Annotated in this window: 13 protein-coding genes, 1 tRNA gene and 2 pseudogenes; 4 read left to right on the top strand and 12 right to left on the bottom strand. The window is 64.2% G+C overall.

Features of this window, described 5'->3' with window-relative positions; genetic code table 11:
* Positions 1–257: 257 nt before the first annotated feature.
* Positions 258–1,157, top strand: a pseudogene (locus ACVIHF_RS41545) (IS481 family transposase); the annotation flags it as partial.
* A 78-nt stretch (positions 1,158–1,235) separates the two neighbouring features.
* Here the strand turns inward: ACVIHF_RS41545 and ACVIHF_RS41550 are convergent.
* Positions 1,236–1,511, bottom strand: a complete 276-nt coding sequence (locus tag ACVIHF_RS41550) for a metal-sensitive transcriptional regulator (protein ID WP_018269815.1) — start codon at positions 1,509–1,511, stop codon at positions 1,236–1,238.
* 65 nt (positions 1,512–1,576) lie between these two features.
* Here ACVIHF_RS41550 and ACVIHF_RS41555 point away from each other — a divergent pair.
* Positions 1,577–3,971 (top strand): annotated as a pseudogene (locus ACVIHF_RS41555) (heavy metal translocating P-type ATPase).
* 105 nt (positions 3,972–4,076) lie between these two features.
* On the opposite strand, the gene dapA reads toward ACVIHF_RS41555, so the two are convergent.
* From dapA to trxB, 3 genes are all read right to left on the bottom strand, one after another.
* Positions 4,077–4,991: a 4-hydroxy-tetrahydrodipicolinate synthase gene (gene dapA, locus ACVIHF_RS41560; RefSeq protein ID WP_456793784.1), complete on the bottom strand. Its 915-nt coding sequence runs from the start codon at positions 4,989–4,991 to the stop codon at positions 4,077–4,079.
* Between the two features lie 530 nt (positions 4,992–5,521).
* Positions 5,522–6,442, bottom strand: a complete 921-nt coding sequence (locus ACVIHF_RS41565; protein WP_026192264.1) for a LysR family transcriptional regulator — start codon at positions 6,440–6,442, stop codon at positions 5,522–5,524.
* Positions 6,443–6,444: 2 nt separating this feature from the next.
* Positions 6,445–7,410, bottom strand: coding sequence for a thioredoxin-disulfide reductase (gene trxB / locus ACVIHF_RS41570; protein WP_253604180.1), 966 nt, complete (start codon positions 7,408–7,410; stop codon positions 6,445–6,447).
* A 282-nt stretch (positions 7,411–7,692) separates the two neighbouring features.
* On the opposite strand from trxB, the gene ACVIHF_RS41575 reads away from it, so the two are divergent.
* Positions 7,693–8,172: an Lrp/AsnC family transcriptional regulator gene (locus ACVIHF_RS41575; protein WP_016845095.1), complete on the top strand. Its 480-nt coding sequence runs from the start codon at positions 7,693–7,695 to the stop codon at positions 8,170–8,172.
* 125 nt (positions 8,173–8,297) lie between these two features.
* On the opposite strand, the gene ACVIHF_RS41580 is transcribed toward ACVIHF_RS41575, so the two are convergent.
* The 5 genes from ACVIHF_RS41580 to ACVIHF_RS41600 form a co-directional block, all read right to left on the bottom strand.
* Positions 8,298–8,693 (bottom strand): DoxX family protein, encoded by a 396-nt coding sequence (locus tag ACVIHF_RS41580; RefSeq protein WP_057017035.1) that lies wholly within the window; start codon positions 8,691–8,693, stop codon positions 8,298–8,300.
* Between the two features lie 354 nt (positions 8,694–9,047).
* On the bottom strand, positions 9,048–9,521 hold the full coding sequence (gene greA / locus ACVIHF_RS41585) for a transcription elongation factor GreA (protein WP_018269816.1): 474 nt from the start codon (positions 9,519–9,521) through the stop codon (positions 9,048–9,050).
* A 197-nt stretch (positions 9,522–9,718) separates the two neighbouring features.
* Positions 9,719–13,183, bottom strand: a complete 3,465-nt coding sequence (gene carB, locus ACVIHF_RS41590) for a carbamoyl-phosphate synthase large subunit (protein WP_456793785.1) — start codon at positions 13,181–13,183, stop codon at positions 9,719–9,721.
* Positions 13,184–13,505: 322 nt separating this feature from the next.
* A tRNA-OTHER gene (locus ACVIHF_RS41595) sits at positions 13,506–13,581 on the bottom strand.
* 77 nt (positions 13,582–13,658) lie between these two features.
* Positions 13,659–14,348 carry a class I SAM-dependent methyltransferase gene (locus ACVIHF_RS41600; protein WP_253604177.1) on the bottom strand — a complete coding sequence of 230 codons (690 nt, stop codon included), beginning with the start codon at positions 14,346–14,348 and terminating at the stop codon, positions 13,659–13,661.
* 123 nt (positions 14,349–14,471) lie between these two features.
* Between ACVIHF_RS41600 and ACVIHF_RS41605 the strand changes: the two genes are divergently transcribed.
* Positions 14,472–14,999 (top strand): Dps family protein, encoded by a 528-nt coding sequence (locus tag ACVIHF_RS41605; protein WP_253604176.1) that lies wholly within the window; start codon positions 14,472–14,474, stop codon positions 14,997–14,999.
* 107 nt (positions 15,000–15,106) lie between these two features.
* On the opposite strand, the gene ACVIHF_RS41610 is transcribed toward ACVIHF_RS41605, so the two are convergent.
* From ACVIHF_RS41610 to ACVIHF_RS41620, 3 genes are all read right to left on the bottom strand, one after another.
* Positions 15,107–16,570 carry a DUF1254 domain-containing protein gene (locus ACVIHF_RS41610; RefSeq protein WP_456793786.1) on the bottom strand — a complete coding sequence of 488 codons (1,464 nt, stop codon included), beginning with the start codon at positions 16,568–16,570 and terminating at the stop codon, positions 15,107–15,109.
* A gap of 503 nt (positions 16,571–17,073) precedes the next feature.
* Positions 17,074–17,595, bottom strand: a complete 522-nt coding sequence (locus tag ACVIHF_RS41615; RefSeq protein ID WP_253604174.1) for a cupin domain-containing protein — start codon at positions 17,593–17,595, stop codon at positions 17,074–17,076.
* A 71-nt stretch (positions 17,596–17,666) separates the two neighbouring features.
* Entirely contained in the window at positions 17,667–18,767 is a 1,101-nt protein-coding gene (locus ACVIHF_RS41620) for a mandelate racemase/muconate lactonizing enzyme family protein (protein WP_080666992.1), read from the bottom strand.
* Positions 18,768–18,805 lie beyond the last annotated feature (38 nt).

Below are 18,805 nucleotides of genomic sequence, written 5' to 3' on the forward strand. Positions count from 1 at the left end.
CACCTCGTCCCGGCGAAGGCCGGGACGACGCTGAATGTGCGGGTGGCGCTCTTTCCCACGTCGTCCCGGGCAAGCGAAGCGCGACCCGGGACCCATAACCACAGGGTTGCGTTGTTGAAGCGAGCTGTGGCCCCAGCTCGCTCCATCGCCACGTCCTGTGGTCATGGGTCCCTGCTTTCGTGTTTGGTCCCTGCTGATTGGTTTGATGGAATCGGTGTAGAACGAGGCGTGGCCTTTGTCAGGGAGCACCTCGGGTCATGGAACTGAGCCTGCACGCGAACGCCACGACGACGCCGAAGACGCGCGCCTATATCCAGCGCAGCAGGAAGTCGGTTGCCGAATTGGCGACGGAACTGGGGGTCAGCGAGACCACGATCTATCGTTGGCGCGACCGCACGACGGTCGAAGATCGCTCGCACCGGCCGAAGAACCTGGTGACCAGCCTGTCGGCTGTCGAAGAAAGGGCGGTTTGCGAGCTGCGGACGTCGCTGCAGTTGCCGCTGGATGACATCGTCGAGGTGATGCAGCGATGCATCAATGCCAAGCTGTCCCGCAGCGCCATTCACCGCTGCCTGCAGCGCAATGGCATCAGCCGGCTCGCCAAGCCTGACAAACCCAAGGTCGGCATCTTCGAGACCGCCAGCATCGGCTTCATCCATATCGACGTGAAGTATCTGCCGTCCCTGCAGCGCCGCACCAGCTATGCCTTCGTCGCCATCGACCGCGCCACCCGCTACGTCTTTGTCGAGATCCATTCCAGGCGGGACGGGGCCACCGCGACCGGCTTCCTCGAGCGCTTCCTGGCCGACTTCCCGCACCAGGTTCACACCATCCTGACCGACAATGGCGCGGAGTTCACCGACCGCTTCGCTGTCGACAAGAAGAACAAGCCGCCCGGGAAGCCTTCCGGCGACCACCCCTTTGATCGGCTCTGCAAGCAGCGCGGCATCCAGCATCGCCTGACCAAGCCTTACCACCCGCAGACCAACGGCCTCGTCGAACGCTTCAACCGGCGTATCGCCGAAGCCATTGGCCGCGAACAAAAGCGCGGCAGCGCCCGGCGGACCTTCATCGACCATGCCGATCGCGACGCCTTCATCGCCAAGTTCGTCCACGACTACAACCGGACTCGCCTCAAATGCCTCGGCTACCAGGCCCCGATCCAGGCCGTTGCTAAACTCACGGGACTGAACACTTTCGCAGGGACGACATCGAGTATGGGGGTGGCGCTTAGCTCACCGATCCGCGCGCCCGATTACGTCCATCAGCTCGGCGATCTTGCGCCGCTGGTCGGCCTTGTCGCCGGACGAGATCGCATGCTCGACGCAATGCGCCACATGATCGCGCAGCACCTCTTCCTCGACGCGGCGCAGCGCCGCGCGCGCGGCCGCGATCTGCGTCACCACGTCGATGCAATAGCGGTCGTCCTCGACCATGGCGGCCAATCCGCGGATCTGACCTTCGATCCGTTTGAGCCGTTTTAAGCAGGATGTCTTGACCTCGTCTCTCATAGATCTCATATACCCCCCTAGGGTATCTAAATCAAGAGGTCGGGTTACCGGCCGGGAAGAGTTTCGTGGCACACGCAAAGCACGACCATTCGCACGCGGATCATCACCACAATGGCGCGGCCGCGCATTCCTGCTGCGGCGGCAAGCATGATCACGACACGCCGCCGGCCGAGGCGTCGTTCGCCATCGATCCGGTCTGCGGCATGAAGGTCAATCCGGCGACCGCCAAGCACCGCTTCAGCTACAAGGGCGAGGAGTACCTGTTCTGCAGCGGCCGCTGCCGCGAGCGTTTCGAGGCCGACCCTGAGAAGTATCTCAAGCCGCGCGAGGAGGAGCCGCCGGCGCCCGCGGGCACCATCTACACCTGTCCGATGCATCCCGAGGTGCGCCAGGTCGGCCCCGGCAGCTGCCCGATCTGCGGCATGGCGCTGGAGCCCGAGCAGGTCTCGCTCGACGACGGTCCCGATCCCGAACTGATCGACATGACGCGGCGGTTCTGGATCGGCCTCGCGCTGACCGTGCCGGTGTTCGTGCTCGAGATGGGCAGCCATCTCGGATTGATGCAGCTGGTGCCGCAGCACTGGTCGAACTGGGTCTCACTCGTGCTGGCGACGCCGGTCGTGCTGTGGGCCGGCGCGCCGTTCTTCGTGCGCGGCTGGCAGTCGCTGGTCACCCGCAATCTCAACATGTTCACGCTGATCGCGATGGGCACCGGCGTTGCCTATGTCTACAGCGTGGTCGCGACGCTGGCGCCGCAGCTGTTCCCGCCTGCGTTCCGCGACATGCACGGCGCGGTCGCGGGTGTATTTCGAGGCGGCGGCCGTGATCACGGTGCTGGTGCTGCTCGGCCAGGTGCTGGAATTGCGCGCCCGCGCGCAGACCTCGGGCGCGATCCGCGCGCTGCTCGGTCTCGCGCCGAAGACCGCGCGGCGCATCACCGATCATGGCGACGAGGATATCGACATCGACGCGATCAAGGTCGGCGACCGCCTGCGCGTGCGGCCGGGCGAGAAGGTTCCGGTCGATGGCGTCGTCGTCGAGGGCAGTGCGGTCATCGACGAGTCCATGGTCACAGGCGAGTCGATGCCGGTCACGAAGGCCGAAGGCGCGAACGTGATCGGCGGCACCGTCAACCAGAGCGGCGGCCTCGTGATGCGCGCCGAGAAGATCGGCCGCGACACCATGCTGTCGCGGATCGTCGACATGGTGGCGAAGGCGCAGCGCTCACGCGCGCCGATCCAGCGGCTGGCCGATCGCGTCGCCGGCTGGTTCGTGCCGGCGGTGATCGCCGCTGCCGTGCTCGCCTTCATCGCCTGGACGGTGTTCGGCCCTGAGCCGCGCCTGACCTTCGCGCTGGTCGCCGCCGTCACGGTGCTGATCATCGCCTGTCCGTGCGCGCTGGGATTGGCAACACCGATGTCGATCATGGTCGGCGTCGGCCGCGGCGCGCATTCCGGCATCCTGATCCGCGACGCGCAGGCGCTGGAGCGGATGGAGGCGATCGACACGCTGGTCATCGACAAGACCGGAACGCTCACCGAAGGCAAGCCGAAGGTCGTGCGCGTCATTGCCGCCGAAGGATTCGACGAGAGCGATCTGCTGCGCGTTGCCGCCAGTGTCGAGCAGGGCAGCGAGCACCCGCTGGCGCAGGCGATTATCGCCGCTGCCAGGGAGCGCAAGCTCGCATTCGCCGCCGTCGGCAATTTTACCTCGCCCTCCGGCAAGGGCGCGACCGGCACGGTAGAGGGCAGGCAGGTTGCGCTCGGCAACGCGGTGCTGATGACCGAGCTGAAGATCGCGACGGCTGCGCTCGACGAGGCGGCCGAGGCCGCACGGAGGGACGGCGCGACCGCGATCCATGTCGCGGTCGATGGCCGCATCGCCGGCGTGATCGCGATTGCCGATCCGGTCAAGCCGTCCGCGACAAGCGCGCTGCAGGCACTGCGTGCCGAGGGCCTGCGCATCGTGATGCTGACCGGCGATAACGAGACCACCGCGCGGGCGGTGGCAAAGACGCTCGGCATCGACGACGTCGAGGCCGGCGTTCTGCCGGAGCGCAAGAGCGAGGTCGTGCAGCGGCTGCGCGGCGAGGGCCGCACCGTCGCGATGGCCGGCGACGGCGTCAATGACGCGCCGGCGCTCGCCGCCGCCGATGTCGGCATCGCGATGGGCGGCGGCACCGACGTCGCGATCGAGAGCGCCGGCGTCACGCTGCTCACCGGCGACCTGATGGGCCTCGTGCGCGCGCGGCGGCTGTCGGTCGCGACCATGCGCAACATCCGCCAGAACCTGGCGTTCGCGTTCGTCTACAACGCCGCCGGCGTGCCGATCGCGGCCGGCGTGCTGTATCCGCTGTTCGGCATCCCGCTGTCGCCGATGGTCGGCGCCGCCGCGATGGCGCTGTCCTCGGTCAGCGTGATCGGCAATGCGCTGCGGTTGGCGAGGACTAGGCTGGATTGAGCCAGCAAGATCGGTAGCCCGGATGAAGCGCAGCGTAATCCGGGGCCGGTCTCGCCACGTGGAGATGCCCCCGGATTTCGCTGCGCTGCATCCGGGCTACAAGACTTAGGCTGGCAGCAGCAGCTGCGCGCGGCGCTCCATCTCGGCATCGAGCCAGGTTGCGAGATCCTCGCTCACCGCGACCATCGGCAGCCGCACCTCGGGGCTGTCGATCAGCCCCTGCCGCCACAGCCAGTGCTTGGCCGGCGCGGGGCTCGGTTCGGCGAACAGCAGCCTCGTCAGGCCGACGACGCTCTGCCAGGCGGCCAGCGCCGCATCGCGCTGGCCCTGCTGCAGCAGCGTGCGGATCGCAGCGAAGGTGTTTGTTTCCAGATGTGCGGACAGCAGGATTGCGCCGTCGGCGCCGTCCGAGAGCGCATCGAAGGTTTGCGCATCCTCGCCGGTTAGCACGCGAAAGCCGGCCGGCCGGCGGTTGAGGAAGTCGATCGACTGCGCGCGGTCGGCACAGCAATCCTTCATGCCGGCGATGTTCGGATGGTCCGCGAGCGCCAGCAGCGTCTCGTTGGTCAGGTTCACCGCCGTGCGATAGGGAATGTTGTAAAGCACGATCGGCCACGACGCGTGATCGGCGAGCGCGTTGAAGTGCTGCACGAGCCCGCGTTGCGAGGGCCTGATATAATAGGGGCTGGCGATCAGATAGCCGTTGATCGGCCAGTCGGCCGTATCATCCAGCGCTTCCTTCATCCGGGCGGTCGAGGCGCCGGAGAGCCCGAGACAGACCGGCAAATGGCGGGAGCTGGCACTGAGTTCGTCGAGCACGACGCTGACCAGCCCCTCCTGCTCGTCCATGCTGAGCGCCATGCCCTCGCCGGAGGTTGCGCCGAGAATGAACCCGTCGACGGGGCCATTGGCGTAGTGCCGTACGAGACGCCGCAGCGACGTGACGTCGAGCTCGCCGTTACGGAATGGCGTGATCAGGGGGAGCCAGAGGCCCTGCAATTGCTGGTGTAGATCGGTCATGTTCCATCTCCTTAAGAAGGCAAAGCCGGAGACGGGACCAACAAAAAACCCCGTCGAGGCGGCGGGGTTTCGGGATCGGTCTGAATGCGAAGGTGATCTTATCGCGCGCGATCTCGTGTCCCCGGGAGGGGAGCTTTTTTCGACGACAGAACGGCGCACGAAGTCGTGATCATGGGACAATGATGCTGCGCTGCGAGGTTGTTGTCAATGCACATGCTGATCGGCGCGTGCAGCGCGTTTTGCGCATGACGTGGAGGTGAAAAGGCACGGCGATGAAAAAAAGCCGGGCTCGAGTGAGCCCGGCTTAAGGTATTGGCCACGTGAGGCCGACACAATCACCTTCCAAGAGGGATTACTGAACTTCCGCGCCACTGGAGGAGGGGGACATATGCGCGACGCGAACGCTCAGCGTGTAAGCACTATGATCCCCATCGACGGCTTGCAGCAACTATCCAGGTCGCATGTCAGTCATGCGGAGACCGGGGGCAGCACGGATATCCCTATAAAGCAGCCCGATAAGGGCGGCTTAATCACGACGGCCAGCGCTGCGCCTTGCTGACCACGAAGTCGCGGAACACCTGCACCCGGGCCACCGTCTTCAGCTCTTCCGGATAGACGAAGTAGGTGTCGAGTGCGATCGAGTCGGACTCGCCGAACAGCTGCACGAGGTTGTTCTGTTCGACCAGATAGTCCGGCAGCGCGGCGATGCCGAGGCCCTGCTGGCAGGCGCGCACGAGGCCGAGGATGTTGTTGACCTTGAAGTAGGGCTCGCGCGGACCGGAGCCGTTGCGGCCGGCATCGATCAGCCAGCTGCGGTTCTGCAGATGCGCCGGCACCTGCGAGTCGCCGAGCATGATGATGCGGTGCGAGTCGAGATCATCGAGCGTGCGTGGCGTGCCGAAGCGCTTGATGTATTCCGGCGAGCAGTAGGCATGGAAGCCGATGGAGAACAGCTTGCGCTGGATCAGGTCCGGCTGGGTCGGCTTGCGGGTGCGGATCGCGACGTCGGCCTCGCGCATCGAGAGGTCGAGATCCTCGTCGGTGACGATCAGCGAGATCCGGATGTCGGGATAGAGCGCGGTGAACTCGTCGAGCCGCGGGATCAGCCAGTTGATGCCCAGCGCCGGCGGCGTCGTGATCTTGAGGTCGCCGCTCGGCCGCTCGCGGCTGTCGGTGAGCTTTGCGCGGGCCGCCTGCAGCTGCATGAACACGTCATGCGCGGTGCGGAACAGGAGGTCGCCCTGTTCGGTGAGGATCAGGCCGCGGGCGTGGCGGTGAAACAGCGACACCGAGAGCTCCTGCTCCAGCGCGCTGACCTGGCGGGAGACCGCCGATTGCGACAGGCCAAGCTGTTCGCCGGCATGCGTGAAGCTGCCAGCCTCCGCCGCTGCGTGAAAGACCTTCAGCTTGTCCCAATCCATATCCGTAAATCCGTCGCGAGATCGTGCCATGATTATTCCGCCGCTGCGCGATCGCTCGCGCGAAGAGCCAGGAAGCGTTCCGCCTCGAGCGCAGCCATGCAGCCGAGGCCGGCGGCGGTGACCGCCTGCCGGAAGGTTTCATCCGCCACGTCGCCCGCGGCGAACAGGCCGGGCATCGAGGTCGCGGTGGAGTTCGGCGCAACCTCGACATAGCCCGACGGTTTCAGCTTGATCTGGCCTTTGACGAGCTCCGTCGCCGGCGCATGGCCGATCGCGATGAAGACGCCGTCGGTTTTGAGGTTCGTGTGCGCGCCGGTCTTGACGTTCTTCAGCCGCACATGGGTGACCTTGTTCGGGTTCTCCGATCCGCAGATCTCGTCGATCGCCGAATCCCACACCACCTTGATCTTGGGATTCTTGAACAGCCGCTCCTGCAGGATGCGCTCGGCGCGGAAATGATCGCGGCGATGCACGATGGTGACCTGGGAGGCGTGATTGGTCAGGTACAGCGCTTCCTCGACCGCGGTGTTGCCGCCGCCGACCACCACGACGTCCTTGCCGCGGTAGAAGAAGCCGTCGCAGGTCGCGCAGGCCGACACCCCGCCGCCCTGGAACTTTGCTTCCGAGGGCAGTCCGAGCCAGCGCGCCTGGGCGCCGGTGGCGAGGATCACGGTCTCGGCGAGATAGACGTCGCCGGAATCGCAGGTCAGGCGAAACGGGCGCTGGCCGAGTTCCAGCTTGTTGACGTGATCGGTAACGATCTTGGTGCCGACATGGGCCGCCTGCTTCTCCATCTGCTCCATCAGCCAGGGGCCCTGGATCACATCGGCGAAGCCGGGATAGTTCTCGACGTCGGTGGTGATGGTGAGCTGCCCGCCCGGCTGGATGCCCTGGATCAGCACCGGCTCGAGCATCGCGCGTGCCGCGTAGATCGCTGCGGTGTAGCCGGCGGGGCCGGACCCGATGATGACGACCTTGGCGTGGACAGGCGCGGGCATTAGCTGATCCCTCTCTGCTGGGGACTTTGACGGGGACTTGTGTGGGAAGCACCCCGGAAGCAGGTCACGGCGGTGCTGAAAGTGTCAAATCCAAGTCTAAGATATCTGGGAAGCTATGCAAGATTTGCAATCCATGGCAGCGATTTTTCCCCGGAACTGAAGTCACATTCGCGAAATCGTGCGCTGCACGCGCAATAAAATTGCGCAATGCCAGCGGGCTGCGCTATGAGAGTTGCCGGCGGACCCGCCAAGCCTTCCAAACCCCTAGGGAACTGTAGTCGCGTGTCGAAGAACCTTGACGAGATCGACCTCAAAATCCTCGCCGAGATCCAGGCCGATGGCCGAATCACCAATGTGGAACTGGCCAAGCGCGTCGGTATCTCGCCGCCGCCCTGCCTGCGCAGGGTCCGGGCGCTGGAGGAGGAAGGCTACATCCAGGGATACCGCGGCCTGCTCGATCCGCGCCGCCTCGGCTACGACGTCACGGTGTTCGCCTCGGTGCATCTGTCGAGCCAGGCTGACGCCGATCTCCGCGCCTTCGAGAATTTCGTGCGCGCCGAGCCGCTGGTGCGGGAATGCTGGATGCTGTCGGGCGAAGTCGACTTCATCCTCAAATGCGTCGCGCCCGACATGGCGACGTTCCAGGATTTCGTCACCCACCTGACGGCGGCGCCGCATGTGCGCAACGTCAGGACGTCACTGGTGCTGCACAATTCGAAATATGAGGCCGCGGTGCCGCTGGGATTGAAGGCGGTCGGCTAGAGCGCCGTGCGCGTCATTCCGGGGCGATGCGTTAGCATCGAGTCCGGAATCTCGAGATTCCGGGTCTGACGCTAACGCGCCATCCCGGAATGACGTCGTCAATGAGTGGGAAGCGCCTAGCGCTGCTACCTCTTCCCCATCGCAGCGTCGACGCTGATCGGACCCGGACCCGAGGTCGCAAGGTAGAGGCAGGCGAAGCAGAACGCGATCGCCAGACTGCCGTTATTGAGCAGCGGGTAGAACCCTTTTGGGAAATGGCCGATGAAGTAAGCGAAGGCCATTTCACCCGCCAGGATGAAGGCGACGATCCGCGAGAACAGGCCGATCATCAGGAGCCCGCCGAGCACCAATTCGAGTGCGCCGGCCGCGCCGATCAATGAGAACAGCTCGACCTTCTCGAACATTGTCCCGGGTGGGAATTTGAAAATTTTGGCAACGCCGAACTGAAACAGCAGCAGTCCGGTGATGAACCGGAACAGGCTGAGCGCCACCGGCTGGAGCTTGGAGAACATCTGGTCCATTGTCATTTACCCCCTGTTTGACACACTGGAACGTTGCAAGATGCAGAAACACACGGTGTCCGCCACCGGAGTGTGATGTCAACACCTTGCGCCTGGAATCATTCCTCGCGCGATGGCAGTTGCGAGAGAACGCGGCAGTGACACGGTGACGCGCAGCGATCCGTGTTGCGACGCGATCGTCAGCCCGAACTCCGTCCCCCCGACATGATTATACTGCATAAACATGTCACGGCCTCACTGGCATGGCGTGCAGCGGCTCTCCATTCACATTGCTGTCAGACCGGGGAGAAACGCGGGGCATAAAAAAAGCCGCGTGCGGGACGCGGCTTTTCTGCACCAGTCACGTGAAGGTAACTACCGCCACTCGACCTTGGTGATCTCGTAGGCCTTGGCGCCGCCCGGCGCCATCACCTCGACGGTGGTCCCCTTCTTCTTGCCGATCAGCGCGCGCGCGAGCGGCGAGGTGATGGAGATGCGGCCCTTCTTGGCGTCGGCCTCGACTTCGCCGACGATCTGCCACACCGCCTTCTTCTCGGTGTCCTCATCGATCAGCGTCACGGTCGCGCCGAACTTGATGGTGTCGCCCGACAGTTTCGAAATGTCGATGATGTCGGCGCGCGCGAGCTTGTCCTCGAGCTCGGCGATGCGGCCCTCGTTGTGCGACTGCTCTTCCTTGGCGGCGTGATACTCGGCGTTCTCCGAGAGATCGCCGTGCGAGCGCGCTTCCGCGATGTGTTCGATGATGCGCGGACGATCCACCGATTGGCGATGCTTCAACTCGTCCGTCAGCGCGGCGTATCCGCCCGCGGTCATCGGAACCTTATCCATCATCTTCGTCCTTCATCGCGCGCGCCCGGCGGCCGTGCACGAATATCCAGTTCAGCTAACGCAGGAATCAGGGCGCCAACGCGCCCGGAAGCCCAGTGATATTCGGCCCCGCTAAGGGCCGTGACAACATCCAATCGCGCGGTGAGTTCCAGCCATTCGGCTAATTGACCGCTTCGGGCCTTCAGCCCGGGCAGCGGTCAGCTTTCGGAAAAGTAACTCTGAAGCGTGCGGACCTCAAGGTCCCCGGCCCGATAGGCCCGGATTCCCCGTGCGGCCGCCACCGCGCCCGAAAGAGTGGTGTAATATGGCACTTTATGCAAGAGGGCAGCCCGCCGCAGCGAGCGGCTGTCGGCCAGCGCCTGCGGACCTTCGGTGGTATTGAAGACCAGCTGGACGTCGCCATTGGTGATGGCGTCGACGATGTGCGGACGGCCTTCGAGCACCTTGTTCACCTTTTCCGTCGGCACGCCGTTGTCGCTGAGGTAGCGCTGCGTGCCCGAGGTTGCCATCACCTTGAAGCCGAGCGAGTGCAACAGCCGCACCGCATCCGCGATGCGCATCTTGTCGTCGCCGCGCACCGAAACGAACACCGTGCCCTGCCGCGGCACGCGCGTGCCGCCGCCGAGCTGGCTCTTCGCGAACGCGACCTCGAAGGAGCGGTCGATGCCCATCACTTCGCCGGTCGAACGCATCTCCGGTCCGAGCACGGTGTCGACGCCGGGGAAGCGCGCGAACGGGAATACCGATTCCTTCACGCCGACATGGCCGAGCTTCTTCTTCTTCAGCTTGAAGTCGGCGAGCTTTTCGCCGGCCATGATCCGCGCCGCGATCTTGGCGACCGGCGTGCCGATCACCTTGGCGACGAACGGCACGGTGCGGGATGCGCGCGGGTTGACCTCGAGCACGTAGATCTCGCCGTCCTTGATGGCGTATTGCACGTTCATCAGGCCGACCACGTCGAGCCCGAGCGCGAGCTCGCGGGTCTGCCGCTCCAGCTCCTCGATGGTCTTGGCGTCGAGCGAATGCGGCGGCAGCGAGCAGGCGGAGTCGCCGGAATGGATGCCGGCTTCCTCGATGTGCTCCATGATGCCGACGATGAAGGTGTCCTTGCCGTCGCAGAGGCAGTCGACGTCGACTTCGGTTGCGTCGGACAGATAGCGGTCGAACAGCAGCGGGTTCTTGCCGAGCACGGTGTTGATCTGCCCGGTCTTGTCGTTCGGGTAGCGCGCCTTGATGTCGGCGGGCACCAGCTCAGGCAGCGTTCCCAGCAGGTAGTCGTTGAGCTGGTTCTCCTCGCGGATGATCTGCATCGCGCGGCCGCCGAGCACGTAGGACGGACGCACCACCAGCGGCAGGTCGAGATCGGCGGCGACCAGGCGGGCCTGCTCGACCGAATAGGCGATGCCGTTCTTCGGCTGCTTGAGACGCAGCTTGTCGAGCACGCGCTTGAAGCGGTCGCGGTCCTCGGCGAGGTCGATCGCATCAGGCGAGGTGCCGAGGATCGGCACTTCAGCGGCTTCGAGCGCGCGGGCAAGCTTCAGCGGGGTCTGGCCGCCGAACTGCACGATCACGCCGTGCAGCGTGCCGTTCTTGCGCTCGGTCGCGATGATCTCGAGCACGTCCTCGGCGGTCAGCGGCTCGAAATACAGCCGGTCGGCGGTGTCGTAGTCGGTCGACACCGTTTCCGGGTTGCAGTTGACCATGATGGTCTCGTAACCGGCGTCCTCGAGCGCGAAGCAGGCGTGGCAGCAGCAATAGTCGAACTCGATGCCCTGGCCGATGCGGTTCGGGCCGCCGCCGAGGATGATCACCTTCTTGCGGTCCGACGGCGCGCTCTCGTCGGCGAGTTCGCCGGCGAACGGCCGCTCATAGGTCGAATACATGTAGGCGGTCGGCGACGCGAACTCCGCCGCACAGGTGTCGATGCGCTTGAACACCGGGCGCACCCCGAGCGCGTGGCGCTTGGCGGTGACGTCGGCCTCGGTGGTCTCCGTGAGCACGGCGAGCCGCGCGTCCGAGAAGCCCATCGCCTTCAGCATCCGCATCGCGAACGCATTGGTCGGCAGGCCGCTGCTGCGGATCTTGCCTTCCATCTCGACGATGGCGCGCAGCTCCGCGAGGAACCAGGGATCGATCTTGCAGGAATTGAAGATATCCTCGTTGGACCAGCCGAGCCGCATCGCCTGCGCGACCTGCAGCAGGCGGTTCGGCGTCGGCGTGCCGAGCGCCGCGCGGATCGCGTTCTTGTCGTCGCTGCGGCCGAGGCCCTCGATGTCGATCTCGTCGAGGCCGGTCAGCCCGGTCTCGAGCCCGCGCAGGGCCTTCTGCAGGCTCTCCTGGAAAGTGCGACCGATCGCCATCACCTCGCCGACCGACTTCATCGAGGTGGTCAGCGTGGAGGAGGCGCCGGGGAATTTCTCGAACGCAAAGCGCGGAATCTTGGTGACGACGTAGTCGATCGTCGGCTCGAACGAGGCCGGCGTCGCGCCGCCGGTGATGTCGTTGGCGATCTCGTCGAGCGTGTAGCCGATCGCAAGCTTGGCGGCGACCTTGGCGATCGGGAAGCCGGTGGCCTTCGAAGCCAATGCCGAAGAACGAGAAACTCGCGGATTCATCTCGATCACGACCATGCGGCCGTCGTCCGGATTGATGCCGAACTGCACGTTGGAACCGCCGGTCTCGACCCCGATCTCGCGCAGCACCGCAATCGATGCGTCGCGCATGATCTGGTATTCCTTGTCGGTGAGCGTCAGCGCCGGCGCCACCGTGATCGAATCGCCGGTGTGCACGCCCATCGGATCGACGTTCTCGATCGAGCAGATGATGATGCAATTGTCCTTCTTGTCGCGCACCACCTCCATCTCGAACTCTTTCCAGCCGAGAACGGATTCCTCGATCAGCACCTCGTTGGTCGGCGAGGCATCGAGGCCGCGCTCGATGATGTCGAGATATTCTTCCTTGTTGTAGGCGATGCCGCCGCCGGTGCCGCCGAGCGTGAAGGAGGGGCGGATGATCGCGGGCAGCCCGATGTCGGACAGCGCCATCAGCGCTTCGGCCAAGGCCTGCTGCTGGTAGCGCTTGCGCCGCTCGTTCTCGCCGCCTTCCCACTGCCGTTCGAAGGCTTCGAGCTCGGGGCCGGACAGCTTGGCCTGATCGGCGAGGTACTTGTCGCGGTCGGACTTCTTCAGCGCCGACGCATTGGCGAGCCGCGACCTCGGCGTCTGCAGCCCGATCTTCTCCATGGCGTCGCGGAACAGCTGGCGGTCTTCGGCCTTGTCGATGGCGTCGGCGGTGGCGCCGATCATCTCGACGTCGAACTTCTCCAGCGTACCCTGCTTGCGCAGCGACAGCGCGCAGTTCAGCGCGGTCTGGCCGCCCATGGTCGGCAGCAGCGCGAAGCCGCCGGGCACGACGTGGCGTTCCTTCTCGATGATCTTGGCGACGATTTCGGGCGTGATCGGCTCGATATAGGTCGCATCCGCCAGCTCCGGGTCGGTCATGATCGTCGCCGGGTTGGAATTGACCAGGACGATCCGATAGCCCTCTTCCTTGAGCGTCTTGCAGGCCTGCGTGCCGGAATAGTCGAACTCGCAGGCTTGGCCGATCACGATGGGACCGGCGCCGATGATCAGGATGGTAGAGATGTCGGTTCTTTTGGGCATCGGCTCTCGCGGACTGGAATTTAGGCACAAAAAAAGGGCGCGCTTCCCGCGCGTCCCTCGAGCCATGCGCTACATGTTGTAGCGCCGGAAGCGCGATCCCTCGCGCGCGGGTGGTCTTTAGACCAGTTTCCGCACCCGCGAAACCCCCAAAAACGCGCAATCAACCGCGATTCTGGGGGAAAATCCGCATTCGGCGTATGCCCGGTTGGGGGTGCTCGGGATTGGGAGGGGCTACCGGCCCGGCTTCGCCCTGCGGGCTACGCCGCGGCAGCCTTCGCTACGAGAAGGCCTGCCGAGCCGAAGCTGCGTCAGCAGCGAAGGCTGGAGGCCCGGCCTGGATTTGAACCAGGATAAACAGTGTTGCACCACTGCCGCGTCGAAGCTTCCGCCACCGGGCCGAGTGGATCATTGCTGATTATTTCAGCGGCCGCCACGTTTACTGGTGGGTAACGTTAATAGCTGGCGCAACCCAGGATCAGTGGTGCGCCACGAACGTCATCCGCCACGGATTGTGCCCGATGTTGCGCGGCGCGCGTCGGGCGCTGAACCCCGCGGCGCCGAGCTTGGCGATCATCTCGTCCTCGCGGTAGCGCTGCAGTCCGATCCGGGTGCGCAGCTGGCGGTAGTCGGACAGCGCGGTTGAAGCCAGCCCGACCAGCGCATCGCGCAGGAAGCCGTGGGTCGCCGCAAAGCGCAGCAGGGCCGCGACGTCCCTCGCCATCCCGACTTCAGGCCGCAGGATATCGCCGAGCACGAACCGGCCCGATGGCTTCAGCAGGCGGTGGATCACGTCGAACGCGGAATCGAGCTCCTGCGGCGTCATGTATTGCGCCACCGAGTTCATCACCACGAGGTCGATCGAATCCGCGTCCATGTGCTTCAGATCATCGAGCGAGCGGACACGGATTCGGGTGTCGGGCGCAAAGCGCGCGACCAGACGGCCGCGTACGCCGGGCGCCGGCTCCGCCAGATAGAGCTGGGCGCAGGCATTGGCGACCTTCGCCGCCGACAGCGCCTCGCCGCAGGCATAGTCGAGCACCACGGCATCCGGCGACGTGATGTAGCCGATGATGTCGTTTGCGATGATCTGGAAATGCAGGTCACGGTGCAGTCGGCTCGCATAGATCGTATGCGTGGAATCGTAATAATCGATCCATTCATCCATCGCGTTTGGTATCCGGCAGAACGGGTTCCTGGCCTCAGGAACGGGTGGGCTGATGATGCGTTAGCGGTCCGGCGGCCAATGTTCAATGCGCCGAAATACGGGTTCCTAACAGGAAGGTCCAACGTGAGCAAAGCCAAGACTGACAAGATCTCGCCCGATCTCGACACGCCGAGCGACCTGCCGCAGGCTGCGGTGGACACGATCTCGACCTCGCTCAACACGCTTCTGGCCGACGCCTTCGCGCTCTATTTTAAGACCAAGAATTTCCATTGGCACGTCAGCGGCCGGCATTTCCATGATTACCATTTGTTGCTGGACGAGCAGTCGGAGGCGATCTTCGCGACCACCGACCAGCTCGCCGAGCGGGTGCGCAAGCTTGGCGGCGCGACGCTGAAGTCGATCGGCGATATCGCCAGGCATCAGACCATCAAGGACAATGACGACGATTATGTGCCGCCGCGCGAAATGCTGCGCGAGTTGATGGAAGACAACAAGCACATGGCGGCTGCGATGCGCAAGGCGCACAAGCTGGCTGACGACCAGGAGGACTCCGGCACCGCGGGCCTGCTCGAAACGTTCATCGACGAAACCGAGCGCCGCACCTGGTTCCTGTTCGAGGCCAGCCGCCAGGAAGGCAGCAACGCGGCGTAAGCTGCGTTGCCGCACCCGCGAGGAAGCAAATCCAGAGCTGCTTTGCTCCGGACTGCTTCGCGAAGCTTGCGGTCTGGCCGCCCGGCTGCGGTCAGTGCGGTTGAAGCCTACTGAGCTGACAGACCCACCGCTGTCTCCAATCGCACGATCGGCGGAGGATTCCACTTTCCGGTCAGCGCCTCCGATTTCGGACCGTAAAGGCGCATGGTCAGGTTGAAAGCGCCCTTCGGCGCCGGGAGCCAGTTGGCTTGCTTGTCCGCGCCCGGACTTTCGTTCTGGAAGTAGAGATCGAGCGAGCCGTCCGGGTTGTATTTGAACGGCATCCAGCTGGAGACCGCGAAGCGGTTCAGCACGTTGCCGACCTGGAATCCTTCCTGGTCGTAAAGCGTGATCGACCAGAAGGCATTGACCGGCGGGGCCGCGCCCTTCTCAAAGGTGATCGTATACTTGTTGGCGCCGTCGAGCGGTTTGCCGGTATTGTCGGCGAGATTGAGCGGATAAATGGCGTCCTCCGGCAGGTTGGCGCCAAGCCCGACCTGCGCGACGATCGCACGCTTCAAATAGTAGTTGCCGTAAACGCCCATCGTGTCGGTGTTCATCGACCAGCCGTTCGCAACGCGCGCCAGCGTCGGCACCTTCCATGCCATCAGCTTCTGCCCGTCCTGCGGCGCCGTCTCCAGCGCCCGTTGCAGCACCGGGTCCACCTTGCTGATTTCGAAGCTCTTGCCGGGCTCGATGCCGATCCTCTTCATCTGCGCGATGATTGGTTCATCGGTGATGTGCGGCGGGTGAAGCTTGAGCAGCTCGGCGGCCTGCGCGAAGTAGACGCCGGCCGACATGGTATCGACCTGCACCTTGGGCGCCGTCTTCATGTCGACGCTGGGATCGATCCTGACCTCGGTCGGCTTCTGAGTCTTGCCGAACTCGGAAAGAGGCGTGACCTTGTAGCCGGCCTGGATCTTGTGGACCGCATCGTAGTCCGGCGGGCCGTCCGTCTTGGTGCGGCCAATGACCCAGACGTAAGGCGTCGGCGCGTCGATGCGCTGGGTATCCTTCGGAAGCTTGAACTCCTCCGCAAACCTGTCGCGCAGATCAGGCCGCCATCCCGGAGCCGTCACCAGAAAGGTCCCCGCTTTGGTGCCCGTGGTGCGCCAGCCGGGCGAGGCGAACACATCCGACCACATGTCCAGCATCGGGAGCAAATAGAAGCGTCCATCGGTATCGGGAACGGAGACGACAACCGGCTCCTTGGTCATGTCCAGCCATGAAACGGAATAGAGCGTATCGAAATTGGACCGCACCACGCCCTTGAAATTCGCCGGTGGGTATTCGGGCACGTTGACGAAGGTATTCATCGGGCCCTTGAAGTTGTCCTTGCCGGGCTCGACGTTGGTGAACTGCTTTCGCGTGATGTCCATCGTCAGGAGCGGGTAGAAGTAAATATAGGCGTCCACCGCGATCGCGTGTGCCTCCTGCTCGTTGATTGCCGGCGCCGTCTGGGCCAGCGCTGCAGGCGCGGTAGCCGCGCCAATGCAGAGCGACAATGTCAGCGTCAGAATTCCTCGAAACATGTCGAATTTCCTCTTCTGATATGTGTTGCGGTTGCTTGTGGGAGGCGCGGAGCATCTGATGCCGTCAGGTGATGTGTATGACCTCCGCAAAAAGAGCAGCAGCGGACGCGGAAGCTCTGTCACTCCCGCAGATGAATCGCGCGCCTTAAGGTGTCATTGGCGGTATAAATCGCCGCAGCGATGCTGACTTAAATCAAGGTTCTTTGAAAAGTGATGCCGGCAGGCTTAACGTTGAAAAGGGCTGCACTACCTCCACGCGTGGCACTCTAGCACGAGCAGGAAGCGGGAGCGAGTAGCGCTCAATATGGCGACAGGCCGAATCGTCAGCGGCCTTCCGTGATCACGGGCATTCTCTGCCCGCATAGTTTCGGGAATCCGTTGAGCGCGCAAAAAGAGCCCCACGCATAACGATTGGGCTACGGATAATCAATTTAGGTTGCCTGTATCCCGTCACCTTCCCCAAGGGGGAGAACGAAGCACAGTCCGTTCGATAATCTTGAATCCTAGCGCTTCCACAGCCGCACCAGCGGCCCGTCCTTGCCCATCACCGGATCGGTCGCGGGGATCGCAACCTGTGGGATCGTCTTCAGCGCCCTGGCGTGGTTCTCCGGCGTCGGCCGCTGCAGATCCATCGGGGGGCCCGGCGGATAGGCGCCGACCACGCAGAAATCGTCGCTCGCCGACAGGCATTGATGCCCGGTGCCGGCGGGCAGGATCGCGACGTCGCCGGCCGCGATCTCGAGTGCTTGCCCGCGCTCGCCGCCAAACTGCACGCGCGCGCGGCCGCGCGCGACGCCCAGCACCTCGTGCACGGTGGCGTGGTAATGCGCGAAGTCGTAGACGCCGTTGCGCCACATCGCGCCCCAGCCGTTGTTGCCGAACAGCTGCTCGATGCTGGCCTCAGGATTCTTGCTGACGTCGACGGCGGCCCTGTAGACCAGGAACGGCATCGGGTTGTTCGGCACCAGGCCGTCGTCCTGGAAGACGATGGTCAGTGGTTCGATATCGGTACGGACGACCGACATGGTGGCTCTCCAGCGCTGCGAGGTGGCGTGGTCTCCAAACCAACAAACCCTCGGTCCGCAAACCGTTCCAGCTAGATTTTGAACTTCAGCACGTCTTCCTTGAATTTGAGCCCGTGCCCGGGCCGCTCCGGCGCGGTGATCATGCCGTTGGCGATTTCGGGCGGGTCGACCCAGAGATCGTCGATCAGCGCCATGTTCTCACACCAGATGCCGTTCGGAATCGAAGCCAAGAGGTGCACATTGAGTTCGGGAAACAGATGCGGCGCGATCGTGATGCCGAACGTGTCCGCAAGCGCCGCGATCTTGCGCAGGTCGGTCATGCCGCCGCGCATCGGGTCGGGTTGCAGGATCGGCAGGCAGGGATTGAGAAAGAACGGCCGCAGGTCGTAGCGCGTGAAATGCGTCTCGCCGCCGACGACGCGCATGTCGAGCGCCGCCGCGATGCGCTGATAGCCGGCGAAATCATCGGCCGGCACCGGCTCCTCGAGCCAGTAGATATCGTACTTCTCGAACTTGCGTCCCATCTCGATGGCGACATCGGCGCTCCAGCCCATGTTGACGTCGATCATGATGTCGATGTCGGGCCCGAGCGCCTCGCGCATGCGGCGCACATTGTCGAGGTCCTGCGCCGGAGTGTGGACATGCGCGACCTGCATCTTGATCGCCTTGTAGCCCTGCTTCACGAAATGCAGCGCCTTCTCGATCATCCCGTCGCCACCGGCGCCCCGGAAGCAGCCGGAACCATAGATCGGGATTTCGGAGCGATAATGCCCCCACAGCCGATGCAGCGGCAGGCCGGCCCGTTTCCCCACCGCGTCCCACAGCGCGATGTCGAGCGCCGACATCGCCATCGCGGCGATGCCGCCGCGGCCATAGGTCATCGTCGCCGTCCACAGATCGCGCCAGATCGCCTCGATCGCGGTGGCGTCCTTGCCGATGACGCGCGGGATGATGCACTCCTCGAGACAGGCCGCGATCGACTTCATCGCCGGCTTGAACACGAACAGATAGCCCATGCCGGTGACACCGCCTGATGTCTCGACGTCACAGATCAGAATGTCGCGCGTCGCGCCGAGCGCCGCGCCTTTCAGCCAGGGATCGTCGGCCCAGGGCAGCCGCAGCATCGTCACGCGGATGTCGCGGATGGTCATGTCTGAATGGGCTGAAATCATCGGCGTTTCCTTTCCAGGCCGGATCATGTTTGCCTGAT

It is taken from the genome of Bradyrhizobium sp. USDA 4506 (genome assembly GCF_054058795.1).

What these genes read in the sequence shown, in the direction of transcription:
- ACVIHF_RS41620 (WP_080666992.1), bottom strand. Translation starts at nt 18,767, where the DNA reads ATGATTTCAGCCCATTCAGACATGACCATCCGCGACATCCGCGTGACG.
- ACVIHF_RS41565 (WP_026192264.1), bottom strand. Translation starts at nt 6,442, where the DNA reads ATGGCACGATCTCGCGACGGATTTACGGATATGGATTGGGACAAGCTG.
- ACVIHF_RS41600 (WP_253604177.1), bottom strand. Translation starts at nt 14,348, where the DNA reads ATGGATGAATGGATCGATTATTACGATTCCACGCATACGATCTATGCG.
- ACVIHF_RS41550 (WP_018269815.1), bottom strand. Translation starts at nt 1,511, where the DNA reads ATGAGAGACGAGGTCAAGACATCCTGCTTAAAACGGCTCAAACGGATC.
- greA (WP_018269816.1), bottom strand. Translation starts at nt 9,521, where the DNA reads ATGGATAAGGTTCCGATGACCGCGGGCGGATACGCCGCGCTGACGGAC.
- dapA (WP_456793784.1), bottom strand. Translation starts at nt 4,991, where the DNA reads ATGACCGATCTACACCAGCAATTGCAGGGCCTCTGGCTCCCCCTGATC.
- ACVIHF_RS41580 (WP_057017035.1), bottom strand. Translation starts at nt 8,693, where the DNA reads ATGGACCAGATGTTCTCCAAGCTCCAGCCGGTGGCGCTCAGCCTGTTC.
- trxB (WP_253604180.1), bottom strand. Translation starts at nt 7,410, where the DNA reads ATGCCCGCGCCTGTCCACGCCAAGGTCGTCATCATCGGGTCCGGCCCC.
- carB (WP_456793785.1), bottom strand. Translation starts at nt 13,183, where the DNA reads ATGCCCAAAAGAACCGACATCTCTACCATCCTGATCATCGGCGCCGGT.
- ACVIHF_RS41610 (WP_456793786.1), bottom strand. Translation starts at nt 16,570, where the DNA reads ATGTTTCGAGGAATTCTGACGCTGACATTGTCGCTCTGCATTGGCGCG.
- ACVIHF_RS41615 (WP_253604174.1), bottom strand. Translation starts at nt 17,595, where the DNA reads ATGTCGGTCGTCCGTACCGATATCGAACCACTGACCATCGTCTTCCAG.